Source organism: Streptomyces sp. NPDC004721 (assembly GCF_053601495.1).
This window is the reverse complement of the sequence record NZ_JBSGBZ010000017.1, coordinates 63,137-87,701: the sequence shown is the minus strand read 5'-3', so window position 1 is coordinate 87,701 and position 24,565 is coordinate 63,137. Positions and strand designations below refer to the sequence as shown.

The 24,565-nt window shown below is 73.5% G+C and carries 20 protein-coding genes; 4 read left to right on the top strand and 16 right to left on the bottom strand.

All coding sequences use genetic code 11. The features are described 5' to 3' along the window. Positions 1–148: 148 nt before the first annotated feature. A complete protein-coding gene (locus tag ACWEK3_RS17905; RefSeq protein WP_365774930.1) occupies positions 149–1,534 on the bottom strand; it encodes a transcriptional regulator in 1,386 nt (461 codons plus the stop codon). A 329-nt stretch (positions 1,535–1,863) separates the two neighbouring features. Between ACWEK3_RS17905 and ACWEK3_RS17900 the strand changes: the two genes are divergently transcribed. The 3 genes from ACWEK3_RS17900 (at position 1,864) to ACWEK3_RS17890 (ending at position 5,064) form a co-directional block, all read left to right on the top strand. Further along, complete coding sequence (locus ACWEK3_RS17900) at positions 1,864–2,538, top strand: bifunctional DNA primase/polymerase (protein ID WP_453250067.1); 675 nt, start codon at positions 1,864–1,866, stop codon at positions 2,536–2,538. A gap of 124 nt (positions 2,539–2,662) precedes the next feature. Further along, the gene (locus tag ACWEK3_RS17895; RefSeq protein WP_390723868.1) at positions 2,663–3,457 is read left to right on the top strand and encodes an ABC transporter ATP-binding protein; all 795 of its coding nucleotides are present in this window, start codon (positions 2,663–2,665) and stop codon (positions 3,455–3,457) included. Beyond that, on the top strand, positions 3,454–5,064 hold the full coding sequence (locus ACWEK3_RS17890; RefSeq protein ID WP_453250066.1) for a transporter: 1,611 nt from the start codon (positions 3,454–3,456) through the stop codon (positions 5,062–5,064). The genes ACWEK3_RS17895 and ACWEK3_RS17890 overlap by 4 nt, the downstream gene beginning before the upstream one ends. A 12-nt stretch (positions 5,065–5,076) precedes the next feature. Here the strand turns inward: ACWEK3_RS17890 and ACWEK3_RS17885 are convergent, their stop codons facing one another. The 6 genes from ACWEK3_RS17885 to pdxH form a co-directional block, all read right to left on the bottom strand. Further along, positions 5,077–5,868: a class I SAM-dependent methyltransferase gene (locus ACWEK3_RS17885; RefSeq protein ID WP_450541215.1), complete on the bottom strand. Its 792-nt coding sequence runs from the start codon at positions 5,866–5,868 to the stop codon at positions 5,077–5,079. A 49-nt stretch (positions 5,869–5,917) separates the two neighbouring features. Further along, the gene (locus tag ACWEK3_RS17880; protein ID WP_361412596.1) at positions 5,918–6,820 is read right to left on the bottom strand and encodes an alpha/beta fold hydrolase; all 903 of its coding nucleotides are present in this window, start codon (positions 6,818–6,820) and stop codon (positions 5,918–5,920) included. Positions 6,821–7,277: 457 nt separating this feature from the next. Then, positions 7,278–7,970, bottom strand: a complete 693-nt coding sequence (locus tag ACWEK3_RS17875; protein ID WP_450541178.1) for a metal-dependent transcriptional regulator — start codon at positions 7,968–7,970, stop codon at positions 7,278–7,280. A 434-nt stretch (positions 7,971–8,404) separates the two neighbouring features. Then, positions 8,405–9,835: a PAS domain-containing protein gene (locus tag ACWEK3_RS17870; RefSeq protein ID WP_450541176.1), complete on the bottom strand. Its 1,431-nt coding sequence runs from the start codon at positions 9,833–9,835 to the stop codon at positions 8,405–8,407. A 209-nt stretch (positions 9,836–10,044) separates the two neighbouring features. Next, a complete protein-coding gene (locus ACWEK3_RS17865) occupies positions 10,045–10,800 on the bottom strand; it encodes an SIS domain-containing protein (RefSeq protein ID WP_450541174.1) in 756 nt (251 codons plus the stop codon). A gap of 94 nt (positions 10,801–10,894) precedes the next feature. Beyond that, positions 10,895–11,572, bottom strand: coding sequence for a pyridoxamine 5'-phosphate oxidase (pdxH, locus tag ACWEK3_RS17860; protein ID WP_361412600.1), 678 nt, complete (start codon positions 11,570–11,572; stop codon positions 10,895–10,897). 382 nt (positions 11,573–11,954) lie between these two features. On the opposite strand from pdxH, the gene ACWEK3_RS17855 reads away from it, so the two are divergent. Continuing rightward, positions 11,955–13,055, top strand: coding sequence for a citrate synthase 2 (locus ACWEK3_RS17855; protein WP_361412601.1), 1,101 nt, complete (start codon positions 11,955–11,957; stop codon positions 13,053–13,055). Positions 13,056–13,114: 59 nt separating this feature from the next. Here ACWEK3_RS17855 and ACWEK3_RS17850 read toward each other — a convergent pair whose 3' ends face one another. From ACWEK3_RS17850 to ACWEK3_RS17810, 9 genes are all read right to left on the bottom strand, one after another. Beyond that, positions 13,115–14,143 carry an isopenicillin N synthase family dioxygenase gene (locus tag ACWEK3_RS17850; protein ID WP_450541172.1) on the bottom strand — a complete coding sequence of 343 codons (1,029 nt, stop codon included), beginning with the start codon at positions 14,141–14,143 and terminating at the stop codon, positions 13,115–13,117. A gap of 246 nt (positions 14,144–14,389) precedes the next feature. Continuing rightward, positions 14,390–15,019, bottom strand: a complete 630-nt coding sequence (locus ACWEK3_RS17845; protein WP_453250065.1) for a TetR/AcrR family transcriptional regulator — start codon at positions 15,017–15,019, stop codon at positions 14,390–14,392. Further along, on the bottom strand, positions 15,007–15,741 hold the full coding sequence (locus ACWEK3_RS17840; RefSeq protein ID WP_453250064.1) for an enoyl-CoA hydratase family protein: 735 nt from the start codon (positions 15,739–15,741) through the stop codon (positions 15,007–15,009). Before ACWEK3_RS17840 ends, ACWEK3_RS17845 begins: the two co-directional genes overlap by 13 nt. Further along, positions 15,738–17,339: a 4-coumarate--CoA ligase family protein gene (locus ACWEK3_RS17835; RefSeq protein WP_453250063.1), complete on the bottom strand. Its 1,602-nt coding sequence runs from the start codon at positions 17,337–17,339 to the stop codon at positions 15,738–15,740. Before ACWEK3_RS17835 ends, ACWEK3_RS17840 begins: the two co-directional genes overlap by 4 nt. Positions 17,340–17,366: 27 nt before the next feature. After that, positions 17,367–18,557 carry an acyl-CoA dehydrogenase family protein gene (locus tag ACWEK3_RS17830; protein WP_453250062.1) on the bottom strand — a complete coding sequence of 397 codons (1,191 nt, stop codon included), beginning with the start codon at positions 18,555–18,557 and terminating at the stop codon, positions 17,367–17,369. Continuing rightward, complete coding sequence (locus ACWEK3_RS17825) at positions 18,554–20,419, bottom strand: acetyl/propionyl/methylcrotonyl-CoA carboxylase subunit alpha (protein WP_453250061.1); 1,866 nt, start codon at positions 20,417–20,419, stop codon at positions 18,554–18,556. The genes ACWEK3_RS17830 and ACWEK3_RS17825 overlap by 4 nt, the downstream gene beginning before the upstream one ends. 8 nt (positions 20,420–20,427) lie before the next feature. After that, positions 20,428–22,026 (bottom strand): acyl-CoA carboxylase subunit beta, encoded by a 1,599-nt coding sequence (locus tag ACWEK3_RS17820; protein WP_450541163.1) that lies wholly within the window; start codon positions 22,024–22,026, stop codon positions 20,428–20,430. Continuing rightward, positions 22,023–23,741 (bottom strand): acyclic terpene utilization AtuA family protein, encoded by a 1,719-nt coding sequence (locus tag ACWEK3_RS17815; RefSeq protein ID WP_453250060.1) that lies wholly within the window; start codon positions 23,739–23,741, stop codon positions 22,023–22,025. Before ACWEK3_RS17815 ends, ACWEK3_RS17820 begins: the two co-directional genes overlap by 4 nt. Then, positions 23,738–24,532 (bottom strand): TIGR03084 family metal-binding protein, encoded by a 795-nt coding sequence (locus tag ACWEK3_RS17810; protein WP_450541160.1) that lies wholly within the window; start codon positions 24,530–24,532, stop codon positions 23,738–23,740. Before ACWEK3_RS17810 ends, ACWEK3_RS17815 begins: the two co-directional genes overlap by 4 nt. Positions 24,533–24,565 lie beyond the last annotated feature (33 nt).

Sequence of the window (24,565 nt, the reverse complement as noted above, 5' to 3'; positions counted from 1 at the left end):
CACGCTACCGGGTCCCCGGAGCCCCGTGCCACGCAGCAGGGGACGAGACCTCCTTCCCTGTGACGGCAGTAACAAAACCCGCCCGTGGCGCGCTGCTTATGTCCCAGGTCTCACGAGGAACACGAGAAGGGAGAACACGGACGCACGGTCACGCCGCCACCCGCGTCTCCAGCCGTGCCCCGAACTCCCGTACCACCGGCTCGTCCCGGAACGGCTCCAGGCACTGCTGGAAGTCCTCCAGGTACCCCGCGCCCCGGTTGGACCGCAACGTCCGCAGCAGCTCCACCGCCTTCAGGCCGGTGCTGCAAGCCTGTTCGACCTCCCGCTGCTGCACCTGCGCTGTGGCGAGCAGCACATAGCCGATGGCCCGTCGCCGCGCCCGCGACGCGGGATGCCCGGCCAGCGACTCCTCCGCCGCCCGCGCCGCCGCCTGCGCCTGCCCCAGGTCCCGGTGGCAGTGCGCCAACTCGTCGGCGAGATAGGCCTCGTCGAAGTGCGCGATCCACGCCGGATCGTCCCCGGAGTGCGGCTGGGCGGCCTCCAGCGCGCTCACCGCCCGCCCGGCGGACAGCTGGGCCGCCCGGGCGTCGCCCATGAGGGCGTGCCCGCGCGCCTCGGCCGCGTGGAACATCGCCTCCGCGCGCGGTGTCACGCGACCGCGCGCGCCCTCCTGCGCCGCACGCGCCAACTGCGCGATCTCCCGCGGGTTGCCGAGCTGCGCGGCGAGATGGCTCATGGAGGCGGCCAGCACGTAGCCACCGTAGCCGCGGTCCCCGGCCGCCTGGGCGAGCCGCAGTGCCTGGATGTAGTACCGCTGGGCCAGGCCCGGTTGGCCGGTGTCGACGGCCATGTACCCGGCCAGCTCGGTGAGTCGGGCGACCTCGGCGAACAGATCGCGGCCCACCGCCTCCCGGTAGGAGCCGGCGAGCAGCCCGGAGACGACGCTGTTGAGGTAGTGCACGACCACCGGGCGCACATGCCCGCTGCCGTGGCTGTGGTCCAGGTCGACCAGCGCCTGCGTCATGGCCCGTACGGCGGCCACGTCGGACTGGCCCACCCGCGACCCCGCCGCCCGCGCCACCTGCGGGTCCGGCGCGGAGATCAGCCAGTCACGGCTCGGCTCGACCAGTGCGGAGGCGGCGACGGCGGAGCCGGACAGGAAGTCCCGGCGGCCCACGTCGCTGCGCCACAGCTCGCAGACCTGCTCGATGGCTCCCAGCACCGTCGGCGAGAACTGAAGGCCCACGCCCGAGGCGAGGTTCTTGCCATTGGCCATGCCGATCTCGTCGATCGTGACCGTACGGCCGAGCTTGCGGCCGAGCGCCTCGGCGATGATCGCCGGGGCCCGGCCGCGCGGTTGCTGCCCGCGCAGCCAGCGTGCCACCGACGTCTTGTCGTAGCGCAGATCGAGACCGTGCTCCGCGCCGCACATGTTGACCCTGCGGGCCAGCCCGGCGTTCGAGCAGCCCGCTTCCTGGATGAGCGCCTGCAGCCGTTCGTTCGGCTGCCGCGCGACGAGAGGCCTGGCGGCCATGGCGTTAACCCCCTGAGGCTGCGGTGCCTGCCCACGCACCGGGTTGACGGCTCTTGCGCGGCCGGAAGGCGATCCGCGCCCCGGCGGAAAATTCCGGCCGTGAAGATCGATGCCCCGTGGACATACCGAAAATGCGGGACATGTGAGGATTGCCGGGGTGAAGGCGAATACCGCCCCCTACCGAACTACCCAGCGTCCGCCGGAGATCCTCCTGCGCGCCCCCACACATGCACCCATGCGCCCCGGGCGCCGAGGAGGTGCTCCTCCCCGGCGCGTCCGACCACCAGACCCGCCCGTAACTCCAGGTGGGCGCGGCAGTTGAGTGGGGCGTGGAAGAGACGATCGCGGGCGCGGAAGCCGCACGAAGCGCCGGTCAGGCGGCCGGTCACATTCCCCAGCAGCGCGGGGAGTCGCTGCTGGAGACAGCCGTTCGCTACACCGAGGAACGCCACTGGGACGTGTTCCCCGGCACCTGGCTGGTGGCGGTCGGCGGGGTGCAGCGCTGCTCCTGCGGGGACCCCCGGTGCTCTGCGCCCGGCGCGCACCCGGCGCGCGAGGGCTGGGCGTCCCTCGCGACCGGCAGCGCGAGCACGGCGCGCCGGATGTGGGAGCTGCAGCCGACGGCGTCGGTCCTGCTGCCCACGGGGCGCACGTTCGACGCGGTCTCCGTGCCGGAGACGGCCGGGTTCCTCGCGCTGGCCCGGCTGGAGCGGATGCGGTCGGCGCTGGGGCCGGTGATCCTGACCCCCGAGCGGCGGATGCAGTTCTTCGTGCTGCCGGGCACGTCCGTGAAACTGCCGGACCTCGTACGGCAGCTGGGCTGGTCGCCGGCCTCGCTCGACCTGGCCGCCCTCGGAGAGGGCGCGTACGTGGTGGCGCCGCCCACGCGGTACGGCTCGCGGGCCGTGCAGTGGGCCTGCCGGCCGACGCCGGCCAATCGCTGGCTGCCGGACGTCGAGGAACTGGTCCCACCGCTGGCGTACGCGTGCGGCAGGGACCGGTAGCCGTTCCGGTACGTGCTCTCCGGCGCCCGCCGGTCCCGCGTGGCGGCCCGCCCTCGCACGGCGCAGCCGCAGATCAGCGCCGTCCCGCACCCCTCGGGCAGGGTTCTCCCCCGTAGGGTTCGTGCTGACGGAGGGAGCAGTCGCAGTGGGTACAAGCGCCGTTCGCGTGCAGGGGCTCTGGAAGCGGTTCGGGCAGCAGGTCGCCGTCGCCGGGATCGATCTCGAACTGCCGGCCGGGAAGTTCATCGGGCTGGTCGGGCCCAACGGGGCGGGGAAGACCACCACGCTCTCCATGGTGACCGGGCTGCTCCGGCCCGACCAGGGCACCGTCGAGGTCGTCGGGCACGACGTGTGGCGGGATCCGGTCGCGGTGAAGGCGCGGATCGGCGTACTGCCCGAGGGGCTGCGGCTCTTCGAGCGGCTGTCGGGCCGCGAACTGCTGTCGTACTCCGGGCGGTTGCGCGGGCTGCCGGGGGACGAGGTGGACCGGCGGGCCACGCAGCTGCTGGACGTGCTGGACCTCGCCGGCGCCCAGCACAAGCTCGTCGTCGACTACTCGACCGGCATGCGCAAGAAGATAGGACTCGCCTCCGCTCTTCTGCACAACCCGGAAGTCCTCTTCCTCGACGAGCCGTTCGAAGGCGTCGACCCGGTGTCCGCGCAGACCATCCGCGGCGTCCTGGAGCGGTACACCGGCTCCGGCGCCACCGTCGTGTTCTCCTCGCACGTCATGGAACTCGTCGAGTCCCTGTGCGACTGGGTGGCCGTGATGGCCGCCGGCCGCATCCGCGCCCAGGGCACCCTCGCCGAGGTGCGCGGCGACGCTCCCACCCTTCAGCAGGCCTTCCTCGAACTCGTCGGCGCGCGGAGCCGGGACACCGGTTCCGACCTGGACTGGCTGGGCGGCGGTTCCCGGTGACCGCCGGCACCCGGGCCCCCTCGATCACGCCCGTCGTCGTACGCCTGAAGCTGTCGCTGTTGCGCAACGGGCTCAGGCAGTCCGCCGGGAGGCGTGCCGCGTTCATCGCCTCGGCCGTCGTCGCGCTGCTGTTCGCCGCTTTGCAGATGACCGGCCTGATCGCGCTACGCGGCCACGCGCACATGTCCTCCGTGGCCGTCCTGGGCGTGGCCGTGCTGGCGCTGGGCTGGGCCGTGATGCCGCTGTTCTTCCCGAGCGGCGACGAGACCCTCGACCCGACCCGTCTGGTGATGCTGCCGCTGCGGCCGCGGCCGCTGGTCGGCGCGCTGCTGGCGGCGTCCCTGGTCGGCATCGGGCCGCTGTTCACGGTGCTGCTGCTGGTGGGCTGCGTGATCTCGGTGACGCGCGGGGCGGCCGCGTCCGTCGTCGCGGTCCTCGCCCTCGTCCTCACGCTGCTGGTGTGCGTGGCCCTCGCGCGGGCCGTGGCCACCGCCAACATCCGGCTGCTGACCAGCCGCAAGGGACGGGACCTCGCGGTGCTCAGCGGACTGGTCATCGCGATCGGGGCGCAGGTCGTCAACTTCGGCATGCAGCACCTGGGGTCGGCGGGCCTGGGCCGGCTCGACCCGGTGGCGGACGTGCTGCGGTGGCTGCCGCCTGCCTCGGCGGTGGGCGCGGTGGACTCGGCGAGCAGGGGCTCCTACGGCGTCGCGGTGGCCCAGCTCGCGCTGACCGCGGCCGCCCTGGCCGCCCTGCTGGCGGTGTGGGCGCGCAGCCTGACCGGGCTGATGACCTCGCCCGACTCCTCGACCCTGCAAGCCGTCGACGCTCCCGCGCGCGATCGGGCCCGCGAGGGCGGCGGCCTGACGCGATGGCTGCCGGCCGGCCGCACCGGCACCGTCATGGAGCGCAGCCTGCGCTACGTCTGGCGCGATCCGAAGACCAAGGCGGCCTGGGTGACCTCACTGGCCATCGGACTGATCGTGCCGGTGTTCAACGCGGTCCAGGGCACCGGCTCGCCGTACTTCGCCTGCTTCGCCGCGGGCATGCTCGGCATCCAGATGTACAACCAGTTCGGCCAGGACACCTCCGCGTTCTGGCAGGTCGCGCTGACGATCTCGGCCCCGCGGGACGCCTACGTCGAGCTGCGCGCGCGGGCGCTGGCCCTGCTGCTGATCACCCTGCCGTACGCCACTCTGGTCACGGTGCTGACGACGGGCCTGCTCGGCGAGTGGCGCCGGCTGCCGGAGGTGCTCGGCCTGTCCTTCGCCCTGCTCGGCGCGATGCTGGCGACCGGGGCGTGGACGTCGGCCCGCTTCCCGTACTCCATCCCGCAGGAGGGCCACAAGAACGTGGCCCCCGGTCAGGCCGGTCTCGCCTTCGTCTCCATCTTCGGCGGCATGGTCGCGGCGGCCCTGCTGTGCGCGCCGTTCATCGTCCTCGTCATCTGGTCCAACGTCAGCGCCACCGGCGACAGCTGGAGCCGGCTGCTGCTGCCGGTGGGCGCGGCGTACGGGGCGGCGATCACCCTGCTGGGCCTGCGCCTGGCGGCTCCGCGCACGGCGGCCCGGCTGCCGGAGATCCTCACGGCGGTCAGCAAGGGCTGAGGCGCGGGCCGCTCAGCGCAGGCGCGCGGTCACCACGTGGACGGTGAAGCCGCACGGAACTCGCCCGTCGGGACCTGCGAGCCAGGCCGCCTCCCGCACGAAGCTCTCCCGCAGCCGGGAGACGGCGGCCGGGTCGAGCGGTCCGACGTCGTAGATACCGGAAAGAGCCGCCCAGACCTGGTCCACCGGGCCGCTCAGGTCGATCGGGACGGTCTCCCGTTCCGGAGCGCCGAACCCGGCCGGCTCCAGGATCGCGCCGAGCCCCTCGCGGCTGTGGGTCCTGCGGTCCCCGAGCGGCGGAATGCGCTGCTCGGCGGGCGCCCGCCGGACGGCGGCCTTCAGCAGGCCGCTGAACAGCTCGTACGCCTCCCCGCCGAGAGGACCGCCGCCGACCACGCAGGCCAGGACGCCGCCGGGCGACAGCACCCGGGCCGTCTCCGCCGCGACCCGGTCGACGTCGCCCATCAGCATCAGCGCCATGTGGCAGACGCAGGCGTCGAAGGCCCCGTCGGCGAACGGCAACCGCTGCGCCCTGGCCTGGGCCAGGGCGGTGGCACGCAGGGACGGGCGGCGCCGGGCCAGGGCCAGTGCCTCGGGCGAGAGGTCCACGCCGGCGAGCCGCCGCCCCTCGGTGCGGGCCAGCAGGTCCAGCAGTACGCCGTCGCCGCAGCCGAGGTCCAGAACCCGCCGGGCGCCGGCCACCCGGTCGCTCAGGATCTCGTAGCTGGAGCGCCCGTCGGGCGCCCGCCCGGCGAGGAAGGCGTCCGCGGTGACCGCCGGGCGCTCGGCGTGGAAGGCCTTCAGGAACGCCTCCTGGACGGCCGTCGCACGGCGGGGGACGTGGGGGCGGCGCTCATCCGGTGAGCACCGCGTCCAGGAACGGTTCGATGGCCATGCGCCACGCCTCCGGCTGGTCGTAGTGGACGAGGTGACCGGCGTCCGCCACCTCCGCGTACTCTCCGCGCGGCAGGACGCGGACCATCTCCTGGGCCTCGGCCCGGCCGAGTTCGCCGTCCAGGCCGCGGACCACGAGGGCCGGGCAGCAGACCTGGGCCAGCTCCTCCCAGTGGGCGTCGTACACCCAGGCCTCGCGGGAGGTCAGCATCTGCCGCGGTTCGAAGACGGGACGCCAGCCGTCCGCGCTCTCGTGCATGACCTCGGCGTAGAACTCGCCGCGTGCCGGGTTCGGGCGCTCCACCCAGGGGTCGTCCTCGCCGAACCACTTCCGCACGTCGGCGAGGGCGGCGAACGGCACCGGCCAGGCCCGGAACCAGTCCTCCCACTCCCGCTGGGAGGCGGCGCCGAGCGCGGAGGCCCGCATATCGCAGATGATCACGGCGCGCACCAGGTCGGGGCGGCGGGCGGCGAGCTGCCAGGCGGTCAGCGCGCCCATCGCGTGCCCGATGACGACGGCCGGGCCGAGGCCGAGCTGTTCGAGGGCGGCCTCGGCGTCCTCCACGTAGGCCTCACGGCTGTAGGCGGCCTGCGGCGGCTTCTCGCTCTGGCCGTGCCCGCGCTGGTCGAGGGCGACGGCGCGGTGCCGCCCGGAGAGCCAGCGGGCGGTGGCGGCCCAGTGCGAGGCGCGGCCCATGAGGCCGTGCAGTAACAGCACTCCGTCGGTCCGGTCGGGGCCGGCGCCGGACCGCCCCGGTGTCCGCTCCCTCGCCTGCCCCGGCACGGCCTTCGGGGGCTCGGCGAACTCCCAGGCCGCGAGCCGTACACCGCCCGACCCGGTCACGTCGATGCGCCGCACCATTGGTCCTGGCACCCCCCTGGAACCGTGTTCAGCTTCCCTATGCCGTCGTGCACATTCCTGTAGCGCGGGCCCTGGGGCCCTCACGCGCAGACACTCAGGCTATCGAATACTTATTCGAAAATTGTGGCTCCGTCACCAACACCCCTCGTTCGAGTGACGCCTGGCCAGGATTGATCGCCGCCCCCCTGGGGAGATCTTCAACGGGAGGCGGACCGCTCGGGGAAAAGGGGTCCGAGGGGGACGACCTTGAGAGCTCGGGGCTCCGGGTCGTCGAAGGGGAGGACAGGCCCCGGCGCCACACAGCGCCGGGGCTCTCCCCACATCTCCGGCACATTCTCCCCCGCCCCTTCAAACCCTATGCATCTCGCGACAGCCTCGCACGCCCGGCGCCCGCGCGCTGCGCTTCGACGCGCTGAACCACGGACGGGGGAAAGGGCGGCCCGGACCGGCGGCCCGCTCAGCGCTTGGCGACGAAGACGTGGGAGGCGACCTCCGTGTCCAGCTCCGCCGCCTCACCGCTGCTGCCGACCAGCACACCGCCCGCCGACTCGGTCACGCTGACCACCGAGCCGGGCTGCACGCCCGCACGGCGCAGCGTGTACATCAGCTGCGCGTCCGTCTGGATCGGCTCGCCGATCCGGCGGACGATCACCGTCTTGCCGTCGGCCCCCGGGTCCAGGTCGGCCAGCGACACCATCCCCTCGTCCAGGAACGGGTCGGCGCCGTCCTTCTCGCCCAGCTCCTCCAGGCCCGGGATCGGGTTGCCGTACGGCGACTCGGTCGGATGCCGCAGCAGCTCCAGCACTCTGCGCTCGACGGCCTCGCTCATCACGTGCTCCCAGCGGCAGGCCTCGGCGTGCACCTGCTCCCACTCCAGGCCGATCACGTCGACCAGCAGGCACTCGGCGAGCCGGTGCTTGCGCATCACGCGCGTGGCCAGCCGGCGGCCCTCGCCCGTGAGCTCCAGATGCCGGTCGGGGGCCACCGCGACCAGTCCGTCGCGCTCCATCCGCGCGACCGTCTGGCTCACCGTCGGCCCGCTCTGGTCCAGGCGCTCCGCGATCCGGGCGCGCATGGGGACGACGCCTTCCTCCTCCAGCTCGAGGATGGTGCGGAGATACATCTCCGTGGTGTCGATCAGTCCGGACATACGTGCCCCTCGATTACCTCGGCCGGAGGCCCGGAGGCTCCCCGGCGCGTGCGCTGGCCCTGGAGTCAATTCTGACGCATCCCACTGACAACCGGGCGGCCCGCGCGAAACGCGGACGACCCGCGAGCTGGGTCCCTCCGCCTCGGCGGAGGAGCCGGCCGGACGTACCGGCAGCTCGCGGGTCGGGTGACTGCTTGAAATTGGGCCGGCCGCACGTCTCTGTCACGCGCTGGTCCGGCACCGCACAGGGTGGGGTGTCGGGCCGCTAGCCCGCAGCCACCTCACGCGTCCGGGTCTCACTCATCTACCGGATCACCTCCCTTCGTGTGTGCACAACACCCTAGGAAGCGGACCGGCGATACTCAACAGGTTTTTCTCACGGAACGCGTGTGCCGTCGCGGCGGGGGCCGCCCCGTGTGGTCAGGCGCGTGCGGTCAGGCGCGGCCGTCCCTCGCCAGGAGCGCCAGGTCCAGACCCGTGGCGATGCGTGCGGCCACGTCCTCGGCGTAGGCCGCGTCGACGCGCTCGAAGGGGGTGCGGCCGGAGCCGCGCAGGAAGGTCACGACGCCGAGGGTGCGGCCGCGGCTGCGCAGCACCGCGCACAGGGCGTGCACGGCGTCGCCCGGCCACTGCCGGGCCTCGGCCCACTCGCGCGCCCGGTCGGCGGGTACGGACCCGGCGGAGGCCCGTACGGAGCCGATGCGGTCGACGCACTGGAGGGCGGGGTGTCCCGTTCCGTAGCGGACGGGCAGCCCGGCCTGCCCGGTGAGCAGGCTGGGCCCGGGGCCGCCGGAGGGGGTGGCCGCGACGCGGACCAGCCGGACCGGGGCCGGCGTCTCCTGGTCGGCCGGGGAGGTGCCGCCCGCCACACGGTCGATCAGGGCGTGGTCGGCGAAGCCGGCGAGGGCGAAGTCGAGGTGGACGGTGGCGGCCTCGGCCGGGTCCTCGCACTCGGCGGCGGCGCGGACGGCCCGGTGCAGCTGGTTGGTGCGGAACCGCAGCAGCGCGGCCTCCTGCTCCCCCTGCTTGGCCTCGGTGACGTCGGCGAAGAGCCAGGCGACGCCGAGCGGTACCGGTTCCTCGGCGAGCGGGGAGGCAAGCCGGACGAATCCGCTGCGCCAGCAGCGCCGCCGGTCGCCCTCCGGAGTGCGTACGCCCACCCAGAACTCGGCGGGGGCGGGCGGGGCGCCCTCGGCCAGGACGTGGGTGAGCGCGCTCTCCAGTTCCTCCAGGCCCTGGGTGAGCAGTTCACCGAGCGGCCGGCCCAGTGCCGCGGTGCGGCCGGTGCCGAGGGCCTGGGCGGCGTAGGCGTTGACGACGGCGGGCCGCAGGTCGGCGTCGACGAGGACGACGCCCCAGAAGGCGTCCTCGAACATGGCCTCGCTGAGCGCGATGGAACGCTCCAGGTCGATCTGCGCGTGCACCTCGCTGAAGGCGCAGTACAGGCCGGCGGGCTTGCCGTCGGGTCCGTGCACGGCCGCGGACTGGGTCCGCACCAGGACGCGGCCGCCGTCCTTGGTGAGCAGCGCGAACTCGTGCACCTGGCGTCCGGGGGCGTGCATGGCGGACATCAGCCGCCCCTCGACCTCCTCGGCGTCCGCGCTGCGCACGGCCCAGCCGGCGAAGCCGTGCCGTCCGACGGCCTCGGCGGCGGTCCAGCCCAGGATGCGCTCGGCCTCGCGGTTCCAGTGGGTGAGGACGCCGTCGGCGTCGAAGGCGCACAGGGCCGCGTCCATGCCGTCGAGGAGGGCGGCCAGCAGATCGGAGCCGTCGTGGGTGTCGGAGGCCCGCGGACCGTCCCGCTCCGGCTCGGGCTCGTCCGGCCCCAGCTCGTCGGTGGCTCCTTTACGCCGGGAAGCACTCACCTGGACCCCCTGCAGGCTGCGTCCGTACGTACGGCGCGTCGTTTCGCTCACTGCCCATCATTCAACTGGAACGTGACCCAACACACACCGGGTTCCCAGAACATTGAAGGAATTGCCGTCCGGGGAAATTCCCGTGCGCCGGGATCGACGCCGCGGACGCGCGCATGCGGGCCGGGCCCCAGCGACCGGTACGCGGCGATCGGCCCGGGTCAGTGCCGGTAGAAGATCCGGTCGGCGTACCGGTCGAAGATCCGGCCGTTCCACTCGTGGCCGCCGTCGACGTTCCCGGAGCGCAGCAGCGGGGGTTCGATGCCGCGGTCGGCGAGGACGGCGGCGGTGGTGGCCATGACCGCCTGGAGGAGGGCGGAGGTGACGACGGTGGACGCGGGAGCGAAGGGGGCCGCGACGTTGTCGAGGGTGAGTTCGGCGTCGCCGACCGCGATCTTGGAGTCGAGGACGATGTCGCAGTGGTCCTTCAGGAACGTCCCCGAGGCGTTCCGGGAGGTGGTCCCGGTCGCGTAGGCCACCGAGGTCACGCCGACGACCCGTACGCCGAGGGCGCGGGCGTGCACGGCCATCTCCACGGGCAGGGCGTTGCGCCCGGACAGCGAGACGACGATCAGGGCGTCGCCGGAGCGGAGGGGGGAGCTGTCCAGGACGGCGGTGGCGAGACCGTCGACGCGTTCCAGGGCGGAGCCGAGGGTGGCGGGCACGACGTCGACGCCGACGGCGCCCGGAACGGCGAGCAGGTTCATCAGGGCCAGTCCGCCGGCGCGGTAGACAAGGTCCTGGGCGGCGAGGGAGGAGTGGCCGGCGCCGAAGGCGAACAGGCGGCCGCCGGCGGCCACGGTGTCGGCGAGGAGCGTCCCGGCGGCCGCGATCTGCTCGGCCTCCTCGTCCCGGACCCGCTGGAGCAGGCCGATGGCGGCGTCGAGGAACTGGCCGGCCGGCGTGCGGTCGCTCATGCGAGGTCCGTCCCTTCGGGGCGACTGTGTGTCGCGGATCACGGTGAGGTCTGGACCAGAGCCGTGTCAATACGGCGCCCGCGACCGGGGTGCGTCAGGGGCTCAGCCGCTCCACGCGCCAGCCGCCGTCCGGCTCGGCGACGTACCGCAGGCGGTCGTGCAGGCGGTTCTCGCGGCCCTGCCAGAACTCCACCGACCGCGGAGCGACCCGGAAGCCGCCCCAGTGCGGCGGCACGGGCACCTGCTCGCCCTCGGGGTAGCGGGCGGCCAGGTCGGCATAGGAGGCGTCGAGTTCCGCGCGGCCGGCGATCACCGTGGACTGGGCGCTGGCCCAGGCGCCGAGCTGGGAGCCGTGCGGGCGGGTGCGGAAGTAGGCGGCGGTCTCGTCGCGGCCGGTCCGGCGGGCCACGCCCTGGACGATGACCTGCCGTGCCATGGGGTGCCAGGGGAAGAGCAGGGAGACGTACGGGTTCCCGGCGAGGTCGCGGCCCTTGCGGGAGTCGTAGTTGGTGTAGAAGACGAAGCCCTGCTCGTCGAAGGACTTCAGCAGCACCGTGCGGGAGCTGGGCCGGCCGTCGGTGTCCGCGGTGGAGACGACCATGGCGTTGGGCTCGAACAGCCGGGCCTCGGTCGCGGCCTGCTGGAACCAGTGGGCGAACTGGGCGACGGGGGTGGCGGCCAGGTCGGCCTCGACCAGCCCCTCGGCCCGGTAGTGCATGCGCATGGAGGCGAGGTCGAAGGGCGCGGTTTCGCCGGCTTCTCGGTCGGTCACGCGGTCATCTTGCCGTATCCACCGGGCGCCTTCGCGGGGTACCCTCGCCCTCCACCGCGGTACTGGGTGGCACTGAGTGCCGCTCCACTCCCCTTTTGTGGCACTCGGGGTTATGGTGCTGCTGTCGTGCTGGTGGGGTGACAGCCGGCCGCACGGGGCATCACAAGGATGCCCACAGGGATGCCCGCCATGGACCGCGAGTCACGGGACGCGACCGTGGATCCGCCGGCGGACGGCCCGATTCCCGACGTCCGGCACCTGATCGCCGTCCCAGCCACCCGGTCACCCAGTCACCCCACTCGTCACAGTCCGGCACACCACCCCAGTAGCCCCAGTCGTCCCTGTCGCACCCTCTGCCGCACAGACCACAAGGAGCCGCCTGATGTCCGACTTCGTACCCGGTCTCGAAGGAGTCGTCGCGTTCGAGACGGAGATCGCCGAACCGGACAAGGAGGGCGGCGCCCTCCGGTACCGGGGCGTCGACATCGAGGAACTCGTCGGTCAGATCTCCTTCGGCAACGTCTGGGGGCTGCTGGTCGACGGCGCCTTCGATCCGGGCCTGCCGCCCGCCGAGCCGTTCCCCATCCCCGTGCACTCCGGGGACATCCGCGTGGACGTCCAGTCGGCGCTGGCGATGCTCGCCCCGGTGTGGGGCCTGAAACCGCTGCTGGACATCGACGTGGAGAAGGCGCGCGACGATCTGGCGCGGGCCGCCGTCATGGCGCTGTCGTACGTCGCCCAGTCGGCGCGCGGGCAGGGCGTGCCGATGGTGCCGCAGCGGGAGATCGACAAGGCCCGTTCCATCACCGAGCGGTTCATGATCCGCTGGCGGGGCGAGCCGGATCCCAAGCACGTGGCGGCCGTCGACGCGTACTGGACGTCCGCCGCCGAGCACGGCATGAACGCCTCCACGTTCACCGCCCGCGTCATCGCCTCCACCGGCGCCGACGTGGCGGCCGCCCTGTCGGGCGCGGTGGGCGCCATGTCCGGCCCGCTGCACGGCGGCGCGCCCTCCCGGGTCCTGGGCATGATCGAGGAGATCGAGCGGACCGGGGACGCGGAGGGCTACGTCAAGAGCGCCCTGGACCGCGGTGAGCGGCTGATGGGGTTCGGCCACCGGGTGTACCGGGCCGAGGACCCACGCGCGCGCGTGCTGCGCCGCACCGCCCGGGAGCTCGGCGCCCCGCGGTACGAGGTCGCCGAGGCCCTGGAGAAGGCCGCCCTGGAGGAGCTGCACAGCCGCCGCCCGGACCGGGTGCTGGCCACGAACGTCGAGTTCTGGGCGGCGATCATGCTGGACTTCGCCGAAGTGCCGGCGCACATGTTCACGTCGATGTTCACGTGCGCGCGTACCGCGGGCTGGTCCGCGCACATCCTGGAACAGAAGCGCACCGGCCGGCTGGTGCGCCCCTCCGCCCGTTACGTCGGCCCCGGTCCGCGCAGCCCGCGGGAGATCGCGGGCTACGACGACATCGCGCGCTGACCGAGCGCTTCACCGCACCCGGCCGGCGCACCCGGCGTCACACGGCCTCACACGCGGCGTCACGCGGGGCTCAGCAGCTCCGCGTGATGCCGCTGGGCGACCAGCGGGTGGGCGCGCAGCTTGCCCTTGAGCTCGTTCAACCCGTACTCCGCGAACAGCGGGTTGCCCGGGTCGTCCGTGACGCCGGGCGCGGTGGAGGCGTGCGGGAAGGGCAGCGGGGCGACGCGGGCGTCCAGGCGCGGGTTGTAGAAGAAGGGCACCGAGAACCGCTCGGTGGCGCCGGGCGGGGAGACGACCCGGTGGTTGGTGGCCACGAGGTAGCCGTCGGTGGCGACCTCCAGCAGCTCTCCGAGGTTGACGACGAACGCGCCCTCGATCGGCGGCACGTCGTGAAAGAGCCCGTCCGCGCGCTGCACCTGGAGCCCGCCGATGCGGTCCTGGAGCAGCAGGGTGAGGAAGCCGTAGTCCTTGTGGGCGCCGACGCCCTGGTCGGTGCCGTCGCCGGCGCTGCCGGGGTAGCGGACGAGCTTGAGGTGCGGGTGGGCGTGCTCGCCGAAGACCGGGTCGTAGAAGTCGGCGGGTGCGCCGATGGCGGTGAGCAGTTCGTGCAGCAGCCTGCGGGCGACGGCACCGAGCCGGTCGATCCAGGCGAGCGTGGCGGTGCGCAGCTCGGGCAGGGCGGCCGGCCACTGGTTGGGGCCCTGGAGCCACCAGTACGCGGGCTCGCCCGGCCCGGGGACGCGGGCGGGCCGCTCGGCGCCTATGTCGAGCTGGTCGCGCCAGTCGCGGGCACCGCCGGTGCGCTCGTCCCCGGTGCGCGTGTAGCCGCGGAAGTGGGGCGAGTTGACGTTGTCCAGGGCGAGGCGGTCGGCCTCGGGGAGCCGGAAGAAGGCGTGCATCGCGTCGAGCAGCGCGTCGGTCTCGGCCCGGGTGACGCCGTGCCCGACGAGCTGGAAGAAGCCCACGTCGTGGGCGGCGCCGTGCAACTGCTCGTGCAGCAGCGCCCGTTCACGGGGGCCGCGGTCGGCCGCGGCGAGGTCGATGATGGGGAGCTGGTCGTACGACGGGGTCGTCGCCGTGTTCGTCATGGGTCACGTCCGCAGGGTGTACGGGTCCCGGGCAGCCGCCAAGGGTGGGCGCGCGGCGCGGGTGCCGGATGAGAGGAACCGGGTGAGAGGTGCGGGCGATCGGGTCGCCACGGAAGGGCCGGGGTCAGGCGGAGCGCCGACAGCCCATGCTCGTGACGCGCACGTAGTCCACGTGGCGGCGTCGCACGAGCAGCAGAAGCATGCGCACAGGGTACTGCGGGGTGCGCGATACGGGTGTGGCCCGGTTCACGCGGTCGCCGGGCCGCGGCCCAGTGCCTCCTCCAGCAGGGCCGCCCACTGGGCCACCACGCGTCCGCGGCGGGCGGTGTCGTCGGTGAGGAGGTTGGCCAGGCCGAGGCCGCGGGCCATGTCGAGGAAGCCCTGGACGGTTTCGCGGGTGCCGGGGCGGGCCTCGTCCGCGCCCAGCAGTTGGACCGCTATGCGGTGCGTCTCGCGGCCGACACGGGCCTCCAACTCCGTGACGCGAGGGCGAAGTTGGTCCTCGTTGGAAGCGGCCACCCACAGATGGAGCGCGGCCCGGAAGAGGGGCCCGGTGTAGAGGTCGACGAGGGCGCCGACCACGGCGCGCCGGTCGTCGGCCGCGCCCTCGGGGAACAGGGCGCGCAGGGCGGTGGAGCGTTCCTCGGCCACGTACTCGACGGCGGCGGTGAACAGGTCCTCGCGGGTGGGGAAGTGGTGCTGGGCGGCGCCGCGGGAGACACCGGCGCGTTCGGCGACCACCGAGACCGTGGACCCGGCCCAGCCGTGTTCGGCGAGGCAGGCCACGGCAGCCTGGAGGAGCCGCTGCCGGGTGGCCCGGCTGCGGTCCTGCTTGGGGGCGCGTTCCGCGCGGTCGTGTGTGGTCACACCGCCCATTCCGGATCCCGTCGTTCGAGGAAGGCCGCCATGCCCTCGCGCGCCTGCGCGGAGGAGAACAGCCGCGCCGAGAGCGCGGTCAGGCCGGCCGCGTCCCGGTCGAAGGCTTCCAGCACCCTAGCCGTGAGCAGCCGTTTCGTCTCGGCCAGAGCCTGAGGGGAGGAGCGGCGCAGACCGTCGAGGATCGGCTCCAGTACGGCGTCGGCGTCGTCCCCGGCCGCCGTCACCAGCCCGGTCCGGACCGCCTCGGCCGCGTCGAACCGTTCCCCGGTGAGGCAGTGGCGGGCCAGCGCGCGCGGGTCGGCGCGGGACAGGAGCGGCAGCGAGATGACCGCGGGGGCCACCCCGATGCGCACCTCGGTGAACGCGAAGGTGGCCTGGTTCGAGGCGATCGCGATGTCGCAGGCCGCGAGCAGGCCGAGGCCGCCCGCGCGGACGTGTCCGGTGACACGGGCGACGACCGGCTTGGGCAGTTCGACGATCTGCCGCAACAGGGCGACCAGCGCGTCGGGCCGGGGAGGGTCGCGCAGGTCGGCGCCCGCGCTGAAGGTGTTGCCGGTGTGGGTGAGGACGACGGCGCGCACGGCGGCGTCCTCGGCGCAGTCGGCGAGCGCGGCGGCGAGTTCCCCGACGAGCGCCGCCGACAGGGCGTTTCGGTTGCCCGGCGAGTCGAGGCCGAGGGTTTCGACGGCACGCGCGCGCGTGCGTGCGATCGTCGTCATGGCCGCTCCCCCGCTTCCCGCGGCTGCTCGGGCCCCTGGTCCCGCAGCCGCCGCCGCAGGATCTTCCCGGAGGCGGCGCGGGGCACCGCGTCGAGGAAGGTGACGCGCCGGACGCGCTTGTAGGGGGCGACGCGTTCGGCGACGTACAGCAGCACCTCGGTTTCCGACGGGCCGTCGGCGGACGGCCGGCGCACCACGTACGCGTGCGGTGTCTCGTTGCCGTCGGGGTCGTGCACGCCGATGACGGCGGCGTCGGCTATGCCCGGGTGGGTGAGCAGCAGGGCCTCCAGTTCGGCGGGCGCCACCTGGAAGCCCTTGTACTTGATCAGTTCCTTGACCCGGTCGACGACGAACAGCCAGCCGTCGCCGTCGACGTACCCGACGTCGCCGGTGTGCAGCCAGCCGTCGTGGTCGATCATCGCGGCGGTGGCGTCGGGCCGGTCCAGGTAGCCCTTCATCACCTGGGGTCCGCGGATCAGGATCTCGCCCGGCTCGCCGATGCCGAGGTCCTTGTCCGGGTCGGCGAGGGAGACGACGCGCATCTCGGTGCCGGCGATGAGCCGGCCGACCGTGCCGGGGGGCGCGTCGTGCATGGCGTCCAGGGGGACGACGTGGGTGCCCGGGGACAGTTCGGTCATGCCGTAGGCCTGGCCCACCGGTGGCAGGCCGAGCCGCCGGGAGCAGGCCGCAGCCAGCCGGGCGTCGAGCGGGGCCGCCGCGCTGATGACGTACTTCAGCGACGACAGGTCGTAGCCCGCCACGGCCGGGTGCTTGGCGAGGGCGAGCACGATCGGCGGGGCCACGTACAGGCCGGTGATGCGGTGGTCCTGGATGGCCGCGAGGAAGGTCTCCAGCTCGAAGCGGGGCAGCACGACGACGGTGGCGCCCTGGCGCAGGGGCGCGTTCATCAGGGCGGTGAGCCCGTAGATGTGGAAGAAGGGCAGTACGGCGAGGATCCGGTCGCCGGGCCCGGCCGTGATCGCCGGTTCGAGCTGGGCGAGGTTCGTGGCGATCTGCCGGTGGGTGAGCATCACGCCCTTGGGGGTGCCGGTCGTCCCCGACGAGTACGGCAGCGCCGCGACGTCCTCGGCCGGGTCGATGTCCACGGCCGGCTCGGGAGCGGCACCCCCGAACATGTCGAGGAGCGAACGGTGCCCGGGAGCGCGGTCGCAGACGAATATCTCCTCCACCCCGCCCGCCAGTTCGGCCGCCCGCCGGGCCGCCCCGAGCAGCGGCGAGACGGTGACGATCCAGCGGGCCGCCGAGTCCTTCAGCTGCTTGGCGAACTCCTCCGGCGTGGCGAGCGGGTGAGAGGTGGTGACCGAGGCACCCGCGCGCGTGGCGGCGTAGAAGGCCACGGGGAACAGGACCGTGTTCGGGCTGTGCAGGGCGAGGACGTCGCCCTTGCGCACGCCGGCCTCGGCGAACGCGGCGGCGGCACGCCGGTGGAAGCGGTCCACCTGGTCGTACGTGAGGGTGGTGCCGTCCGTGCCGTCGATCAGCGCGGGAGCCCCGCCGAACCGGGCGGCTCGGCCCAGGACGGCCTCGTGGATGGGCAGTTCTACGGCCGGGACGTCTGCGTACTCGCTGCGGAACACGGTTCCTCCTCGCACACGGCGGGCGGGTCAGTACGACTTGGGCAGGCCCAGGGTCTGGTGGGAGACGTAGTTGAGAATCATCTCCCGGCTCACCGGGGCGATACGAGCCACGCGCGCGGCCGTTATCAGCGAGGCGAGCCCGAACTCGCGCGTCAGGCCGTTGCCGCCGAGCGTGTGCACGGCCTGGTCGACGGCCCGCACACAGGCCTCACCGGCCGCGTACTTGGCCATGTTGGCGGCCTCTCCCGCGCCCACGTCGTCTCCCACGTCGTACAGGTGGGCCGCCTTCCCGGTAATCAGGCGGGCGAGTTCGAGGTCGATGTGGGCCTGGGCGAGCGGGTGGGCGATGGCCTGGTGGGAGCCGATGGGGGCCTTCCAGACGGTGCGCTCGCGCGCGTACTCCACGGCCCGGCCGAGCGCGTGACGCCCCATGCCGATCGCGAAGGCGGCCGTCATGATGCGCTCGGGGTTGAGTCCGGCGAACAGTTGCAGCAGGCCCGCGTCCTCTCCCCCACTGCCGAAAGCGTGGGAGGTGCCCCCACCGACGAGCGCGCCCGCGGGCAGCCGCACATCGTCCAGGACCAGCTCGAACTGCTTCTCGGCGGCGGTGAGTTCCATGTCGATCGGATGCCGCTGGAAGCCGTCCGCGTCCGGCGGGACGATGAACAGGCAGGGCTTGAGGCGGCCGGTGCGCGCGTCCTCGGTGCGGCCGACGACCAGGACGGCGTCGGCGATGTCGACACCGGAGATGAACACCTTGCGGCCGGTGAGCACCCAGTCGGCGCCGTCGCGGCGGGCGGTGGTCGTGATGCGGTGGGAGTTGGAGCCGGCGTCGGGTTCGGTGATGCCGAAGGCCATGGTGCGGGTGCCGTTCGCCAGCGGGGGCAGCCACGCGCGCTTCTGCTCCTCCGTGCCGAACCGGGCGATGACGGTGCCGCAGATGGCGGGCGAGACGACCATCATCAGCAGGGGGCAGCCGGCTGCGCCCAACTCCTCGAGCACGATGGACAGTTCGGCGATGCCACCGCCTCCCCCGCCGTATGCCTCCGGCAGGTTGACGCCGAGGTAGCCGAGCTTGCCCGCCTCGGACCAGAGTTCGGTGGGAGGGCGTCCCTCGGCGACGGTGCGGGTGAGGTAGGCGCGGCCGTAGCGTTTGCCGAGCGCCGCCACGGCGGCGCGCAGATCCTTGTGTTCATCGGTTTCCAGCGTGGCGCTCACTGATCCTCCCGGGTGGCCTCTACGACGGCGAGCAGGGCACCGACCTCGACCTGGCGGCCGGGTGCGGCATGCAGGGCGCTGAGCGTGCCCGTGACGGGCGCGGAGATCTTGTGCTCCATCTTCATCGCCTCCAGCCACAGCAGCGGCTGTCCGGCCCGTACGGCGTCGCCCACGGCCAGTCCGTCGGCGACGCGCACGACGGTGCCGGGCATGGGCGCCAGCAGCGAGCCGGGGAGACGCTGGGCGACGGGGTCGGGGAAGCGGGGCAGGGCGGTGAGCGCGGTCGGTCCGGCGTACACCCGCTCGCCGTACCGGGCGATCTCGTACCGGCGCCGGATGCCGCCGGCTTCGAGGACGACCAGGCACGCGTCCGCGTGCACCACCCGCACCCCTTCGGCGTCGGCTGCCAGGCCCGCGCGGGTGTGCCGGTAGCGCACCTCGTGTTCCTCGCCCGCCATCAGGTACCGCTTGACCTGCGGCTGCGAGGGCACGTTGCGCCAGCCGCCGAAGCGGGAGCGGCCGTGCGCGTCGGCGAGCGCGGCGGCCAGGGGCGCGTACGGGTCGGGGGCGGGCGCGGTCAGTTCGGCGAGATGGCGGTCGTAGAAGCCGGTGTCCATACGGCCGCTCGCGAACTCCTCGTGCCGCAGGGACCGCACGAGCAGGTCCCGGTTGGTGACCGGGCCGTGGACGGCGGCCCGCTCCAGCGCGCCGGCGAGCTTGCGCAGCGCCTCCGCGCGCGTGGGGGCGTGGGTGACGGCCTTGGCGAGCAGCGGGTCGTAGTGGACGCCGATCGCGTCCCCGTCGCCGTAGCCGGTGTCCAGGCGGACGCCGGGGACGGACAGGCGGTGCAGGGTGCCGGTCTGCGGGGCCCATTCGCGGGCCGGGTCCTCGGCGTACAGGCGGGCCTCGACCGCGTGCCCGCGCGCGGCGGGCGGTTCGGCGTCCAGGGCGTGGCCCTCGGCCACACGGATCTGCAGGGCGACCAGGTCCACGCCGAACACGGCCTCCGTGACCGGGTGTTCCACCTGGAGGCGGGTGTTCATCTCCAGGAAGTGCGGCCTGCCGTCGGCCACCAGGAACTCGACGGTCCCCGCACCGGTGTAGTCGACGGCCCGCGCGGCCAGCACGGCCAGCTCGTGCAACTCCCGTTCGGTGTCCGCGGGAAGTCCGGGCGCCGGGGCCTCCTCGACGACCTTCTGGTGGCGCCGCTGGAGGGAGCAGTCACGCGTGCCCAGCGTCCACACGGTGCCGTGGGTGTCGGCGAGGACCTGCACCTCCACGTGCCGCCCGCCCGCCTCGCCCCCGAGGTACGGCTCGGTGAACACCTCGCCGTCACCGAAGGCGCTCAGCGCCTCCGCGCGCGCGGCCGCCAGTTCGGCGTTCAGGTCCTCCAGCCGCCGTACGATCCTCATCCCGCGCCCGCCGCCGCCCGCGGCGGCCTTCACGAGGACCGGCAGGTCGGCCTCGGTGACCTCGCGCAGGGGCCGCACGCCCATCAGCTCCTTGGCGCGGGTCTTGGACGCCATCGCCTCGATGGCCCGCGGGGGCGGCCCGATCCAGACCAGGCCCGCGTCCAGGACGGCCCGCGCGAAGCCGGCGTTCTCGGCGAGGAAGCCGTAGCCCGGGTGCACGGCGTCCGCGCCGGCCGCCACCGCCGCCTTCACGATCAGGTCGCCGCGCAGATACGTCTCGGCGGGCGTCATGCCCGGCAGGCGCACCGCGGTGTCGGCCGCGCGCGTGTGCAGCGCGTTCTCGTCGCCGTCCGAGTGCACGGCGACCGTCCGGATGCCCAGCTCGGCGCAGGTGCGGAAGACACGGCAGGCGATCTCGCCCCGGTTGGCGACGAGCAGAGAAGAAATCAAGGGATCCCTCACATCCGGAAGACGCCGAAGCCGCCGCGCGCGCCCTCGAAGGGCGCGGTGTGGACGGCCGACAGGCACAGGCCGAGGACGGTGCGGGTGTCGCGCGGGTCGATGACGCCGTCGTCGTACAGCCGCCCGGACAGGAACGCCGGCAGCGACTCGGACTCGATCTGCCGCTCCACCATCACCCGCAGCGCGGCGTCCGCCTCCTCGTCGTACGCCTGCCCCTTGGCGGTCGCCGACTGCCGGGCCACGATCGACAGCACGCCCGCGAGCTGCTGCGGCCCCATGACGGCGGACTTGGCGCTGGGCCAGGCGAACAGGAAGCGGGGGTCGTAGGCCCGTCCGCACATGCCGTAGTGCCCGGCGCCGTAGGACGCCCCCATGAGGACGGACAGGTGCGGGACGCGCGAGTTGGACACCGCGTTGATCATCATCGCGCCGTGCTTGACGATGCCGCCCTGCTCGTACTCCCGGCCGACCATGTAGCCGGTGGTGTTGTGCAGGAACAGCAGCGGTACGTCCCGCTGGTTGGCGAGCTGGATGAACTGGGCCGCCTTCTGCGACTCCTCGCTGAACAGCACGCCCTGGGCGTTCGCGAGGATGCCGACGGGATAGCCGTGCAGGGTGGCCCAGCCGGTGGCCAGGCTCGTCCCGTACAGCGGCTTGAACTCGTCGAAGTCGGAGGCGTCGACGATCCGGGCGATGACCTCGCGCGGGTCGAAGGGGATCCGCAGATCGCCGGGAACGATCCCCAGAAGCTCCTCCTCGTCGTACTCCGGTGGCGCCGCGGCGGGCGGATCGGGGTGCGCCTTGCGGTGGTTGAGCCGGGCGACGACGCGGCGGGCCTGCCGCAGGGCGTCCGGCTCGTCGAGGGCGAAGTAGTCGGCGAGACCGGACACGCGCGCGTGCATCTCGGCGCCGCCCAGGGACTCGTCGTCGCTCTCCTCGCCGGTGGCCATCCTCACCAGCGGCGGACCGCCGAGGAACACCTTGGCCCGCTCCTTGACCATGATCACGTGGTCGGACAGGCCGGGGATGTACGCGCCCCCGGCGGTGGAGTTGCCGAAGACGACGGCGACGGTCGGGATGCCGGCCGCCGACAGCCGGGTCAGGTCCCGGAAGACGGCACCTCCGGGGATGAAGATCTCCTTCTGGGACGGCAGGTCGGCGCCCCCGGACTCGACGAGGCTGACGCAGGGCAGCCGGTTGGCGAGAGCGATGTCGTTGGCCCGCAGCGCCTTCTTCAGGCTCCACGGATTGCTGGCACCGCCGCGCACGGTCGGGTCGTTGGCGGTGATCAGGCATTCCACGCCCTCGACGACCCCGATCCCGGTGACCAGCGAGGCGCCCACGGTGTAGTCGCTGCCCCACCCGGCCAGCGGCGACAGCTCCAGGAACGGCGTGTCGGGGTCGAGCAGCAGCTCGATCCGCTCACGGGCGAGCAGTTTGCCGCGCCGCCGGTGCCGCTCGACGTACTTCGCGCCGCCGCCCGCTAGCGCCTTGGCATGCTCGGCGTCGAGTGCGGCGAGCTTGCCGAGCATGGCCTCGCGGTGTGCCTCGTACTCGGCGGAGCCGGTGTCCAGGGCGGAGGAAAGGACCGTCACAGGAGGGCCTCCGGTATGTCCAGGTGGCGGGAGCGCAGCCATTCGCCCAGGGCCTTGGCCTGCGGGTCGAACCGGCGCTGGGCGGCGGCGCCCTCGCCGAGGATCCCCTCGACGACGAAGTTGAGGGCGCGCAGATCGGGCAGTACGTGCCGTTCCACGGCCAGCGTCCGGCTCTCGGGGACCAACTGCCGGAACGTCTCGGTCGTCAGCGCGTGCGCGAGCCACCGCCAGCCCTGTTCCGAGCGCGCCCACACGCCGACGTTGGCGTCGCCGCCCTTGTCCCCGCTGCGCGCCCCGGCGACGAGTCCGAGCGGGGCCCGCCGCGTGGGACCGTCCGGGAGAGGGTCCGGCAGCGGCGGCCGCTCCACGGCCTCCAGGGCGCGCGTCTCCTCGGGCGGTGGCACGGCGACACGGCGGCCGTCGTGGAGGACGGCCACCTGCTCGACGGCGTCCTGGGGGACGTACACGGCCTCGAAGACGCCGTAGGGCGCGCCCTTCCCGGGAGGCGCCGGCATGTGGAAACCGGGGTATCCCGCGAGCGCCAGCTCCACGGCGGCCCCGCTGAACGCCCGCCCCACCGCCCGCGGGTCCCGGTCCCGTACGACCAGCCGGAGCAGGGCGCTCGCCGTCTCCTCGGTGCCGGCGTCGGCCCGGTCGGTCCGCACCAGGTCCCAGCGCACCTCACCGGGGGGTGACGCGGCGGTGCCGAGCGCGTCCCGCATCTGCTGCCGCACCAGCTCTGCCTTGCGCTCGATGTCGAGTCCGGTGAGGACGAAGGTGACCTCGTTGCGGAAGCCGCCGAGGCGGTTGAGGCCCACCTTGAGAGCGGGCGGCGGGGCCTCCCCGCGCACACCCTCGACGCGTACCCGGTCGGGCCCGTCCTGGCTGAGCCGTACGGTGTCCAGCCGCGTGGTGACATCGGGCCCGGCGTACCGGGCGCCGCCCGTCTCGTACAGCAGCTGGGCGGTCACCGTGCCGATGTCCACCACCCCGCCGCTGCCGGGATGCTTGGTGATCACGCAGCTGCCGTCCTCGTGGATCTCGGCGAGCGGGAAACCGGGGTGGCGCAGCCGGTCGAGGGCGTGGTCGGCGAAGAAGGCGTAGTTGCCGCCGGTGGCCTGGGCGCCGCACTCCAGCAGGTGCCCGGCGACGACGGCGCCCGCCAGCCGGTCGTACTCCCCCGGCCGCCAGCCGAAATGGGCGGCGGCGGGCCCGGTGACCAGGGCGGCGTCCGTGACCCGCCCGGTGACCACGACGTCGGCGCCCGCGCGCAGGCAGGCGGCGATCCCGAAGCCGCCGAGGTAGGCGTGGGCGGCGAGGGGGGTGTCTCCCTCGGGGGCGGAGCCGAGAGCCTGTGGGAGGTCGGCGGTGAGGTCGTCGCCCTCGACATGGGCGACGCGCAGTGGGATCCCGAGCCGCTCGGCCAGTTCCCGCACCCGGTCGGCGAGCCCGGCCGGATTGAGCCCGCCCGCGTTGGTCACGATCTTCACCGACCAGTCGTGAGCGAGTCCGAGGCACTCCTCCATCTGCCGCAGAAAGGTGCGGGCATAGCCGGCGGCCGGGTCCTTGAGCCGGTCCCGGGCCAGGATCAGCATGGTCAGCTCGGCGAGGTAGTCGCCGGTGAGGACGTCCAGTTCACCGCCGGTGAGCATCTCGCGCATGGCGTCGAACCGGTCACCGTAGAAGCCGGAGGCGTTGCCGATGCGCAGGATCATCCGGCCGCTCCCCGGGGCGCCCGGCCGGCGCCGGGCGGGCCGGCGAAGGCCTGGGCGATCTCCAGCCAGCGGTCGGCGTCCGGGCCCTCGGCGCGTACCGCGAGATCGGCGCGGTGGGCGCGCTGGGTGACCAGGAGGCAGAAGTCGAGGGCGGGCCCGGTGACACGCTGCCCGGCGTCCTCGGGGCCGTACGTCCACAGCTCCCCGGAGGGACCGCGGACCTCCACGCGGAACTCCTCCTCGGGCACGGGCAGCCCCCGCACCCCGAAGGCGAAGTTCCGCGCCCGCACCCCGATGCGCACCACATGCTTGAGCCGGTCGGTGGGTGTGCGCACCACACCGAGCGCATCGGCCACGTCCTGCCCGTGCGCCCAGGTCTCCATCAGCCGCCCGGTCGCCATGGAAGCGGCCGACATGGGCGGCCCGTACCAGGGGAAGCGGGAGCCGGGCGGCGCCGCTCGCAACGCCCGGTCGAGAGCGGCCCGCCCCTCCCGCCAGCGCGCCAGCAGCATGTCGGGGGCCAGCCGCGCGCCTTCCGCGGCCCCCTCGTCCACGAACGAACCGGGCGCGGCCAGCGCCTTGTCCAGGAGTTCCCGGAAACCGTCGGAGTCGGTGACGGCGCGGAGGGCGGACCGGTCGGTCCAGGCGAGATGGGCGATCTGATGGGCGATGCTCCATCCGGGCGCCGGCGTCGGTCGCCCCCATTCCCCGGGGCCCAGCCCGGCGACAAGCCGATCTAGTTCGTCACTCTCAGCACGAAGATCGTCGAACACCAGCGTCGGATCGGACATGCGTGGAGCATGGCAGCGGCCCCTGAAACAATC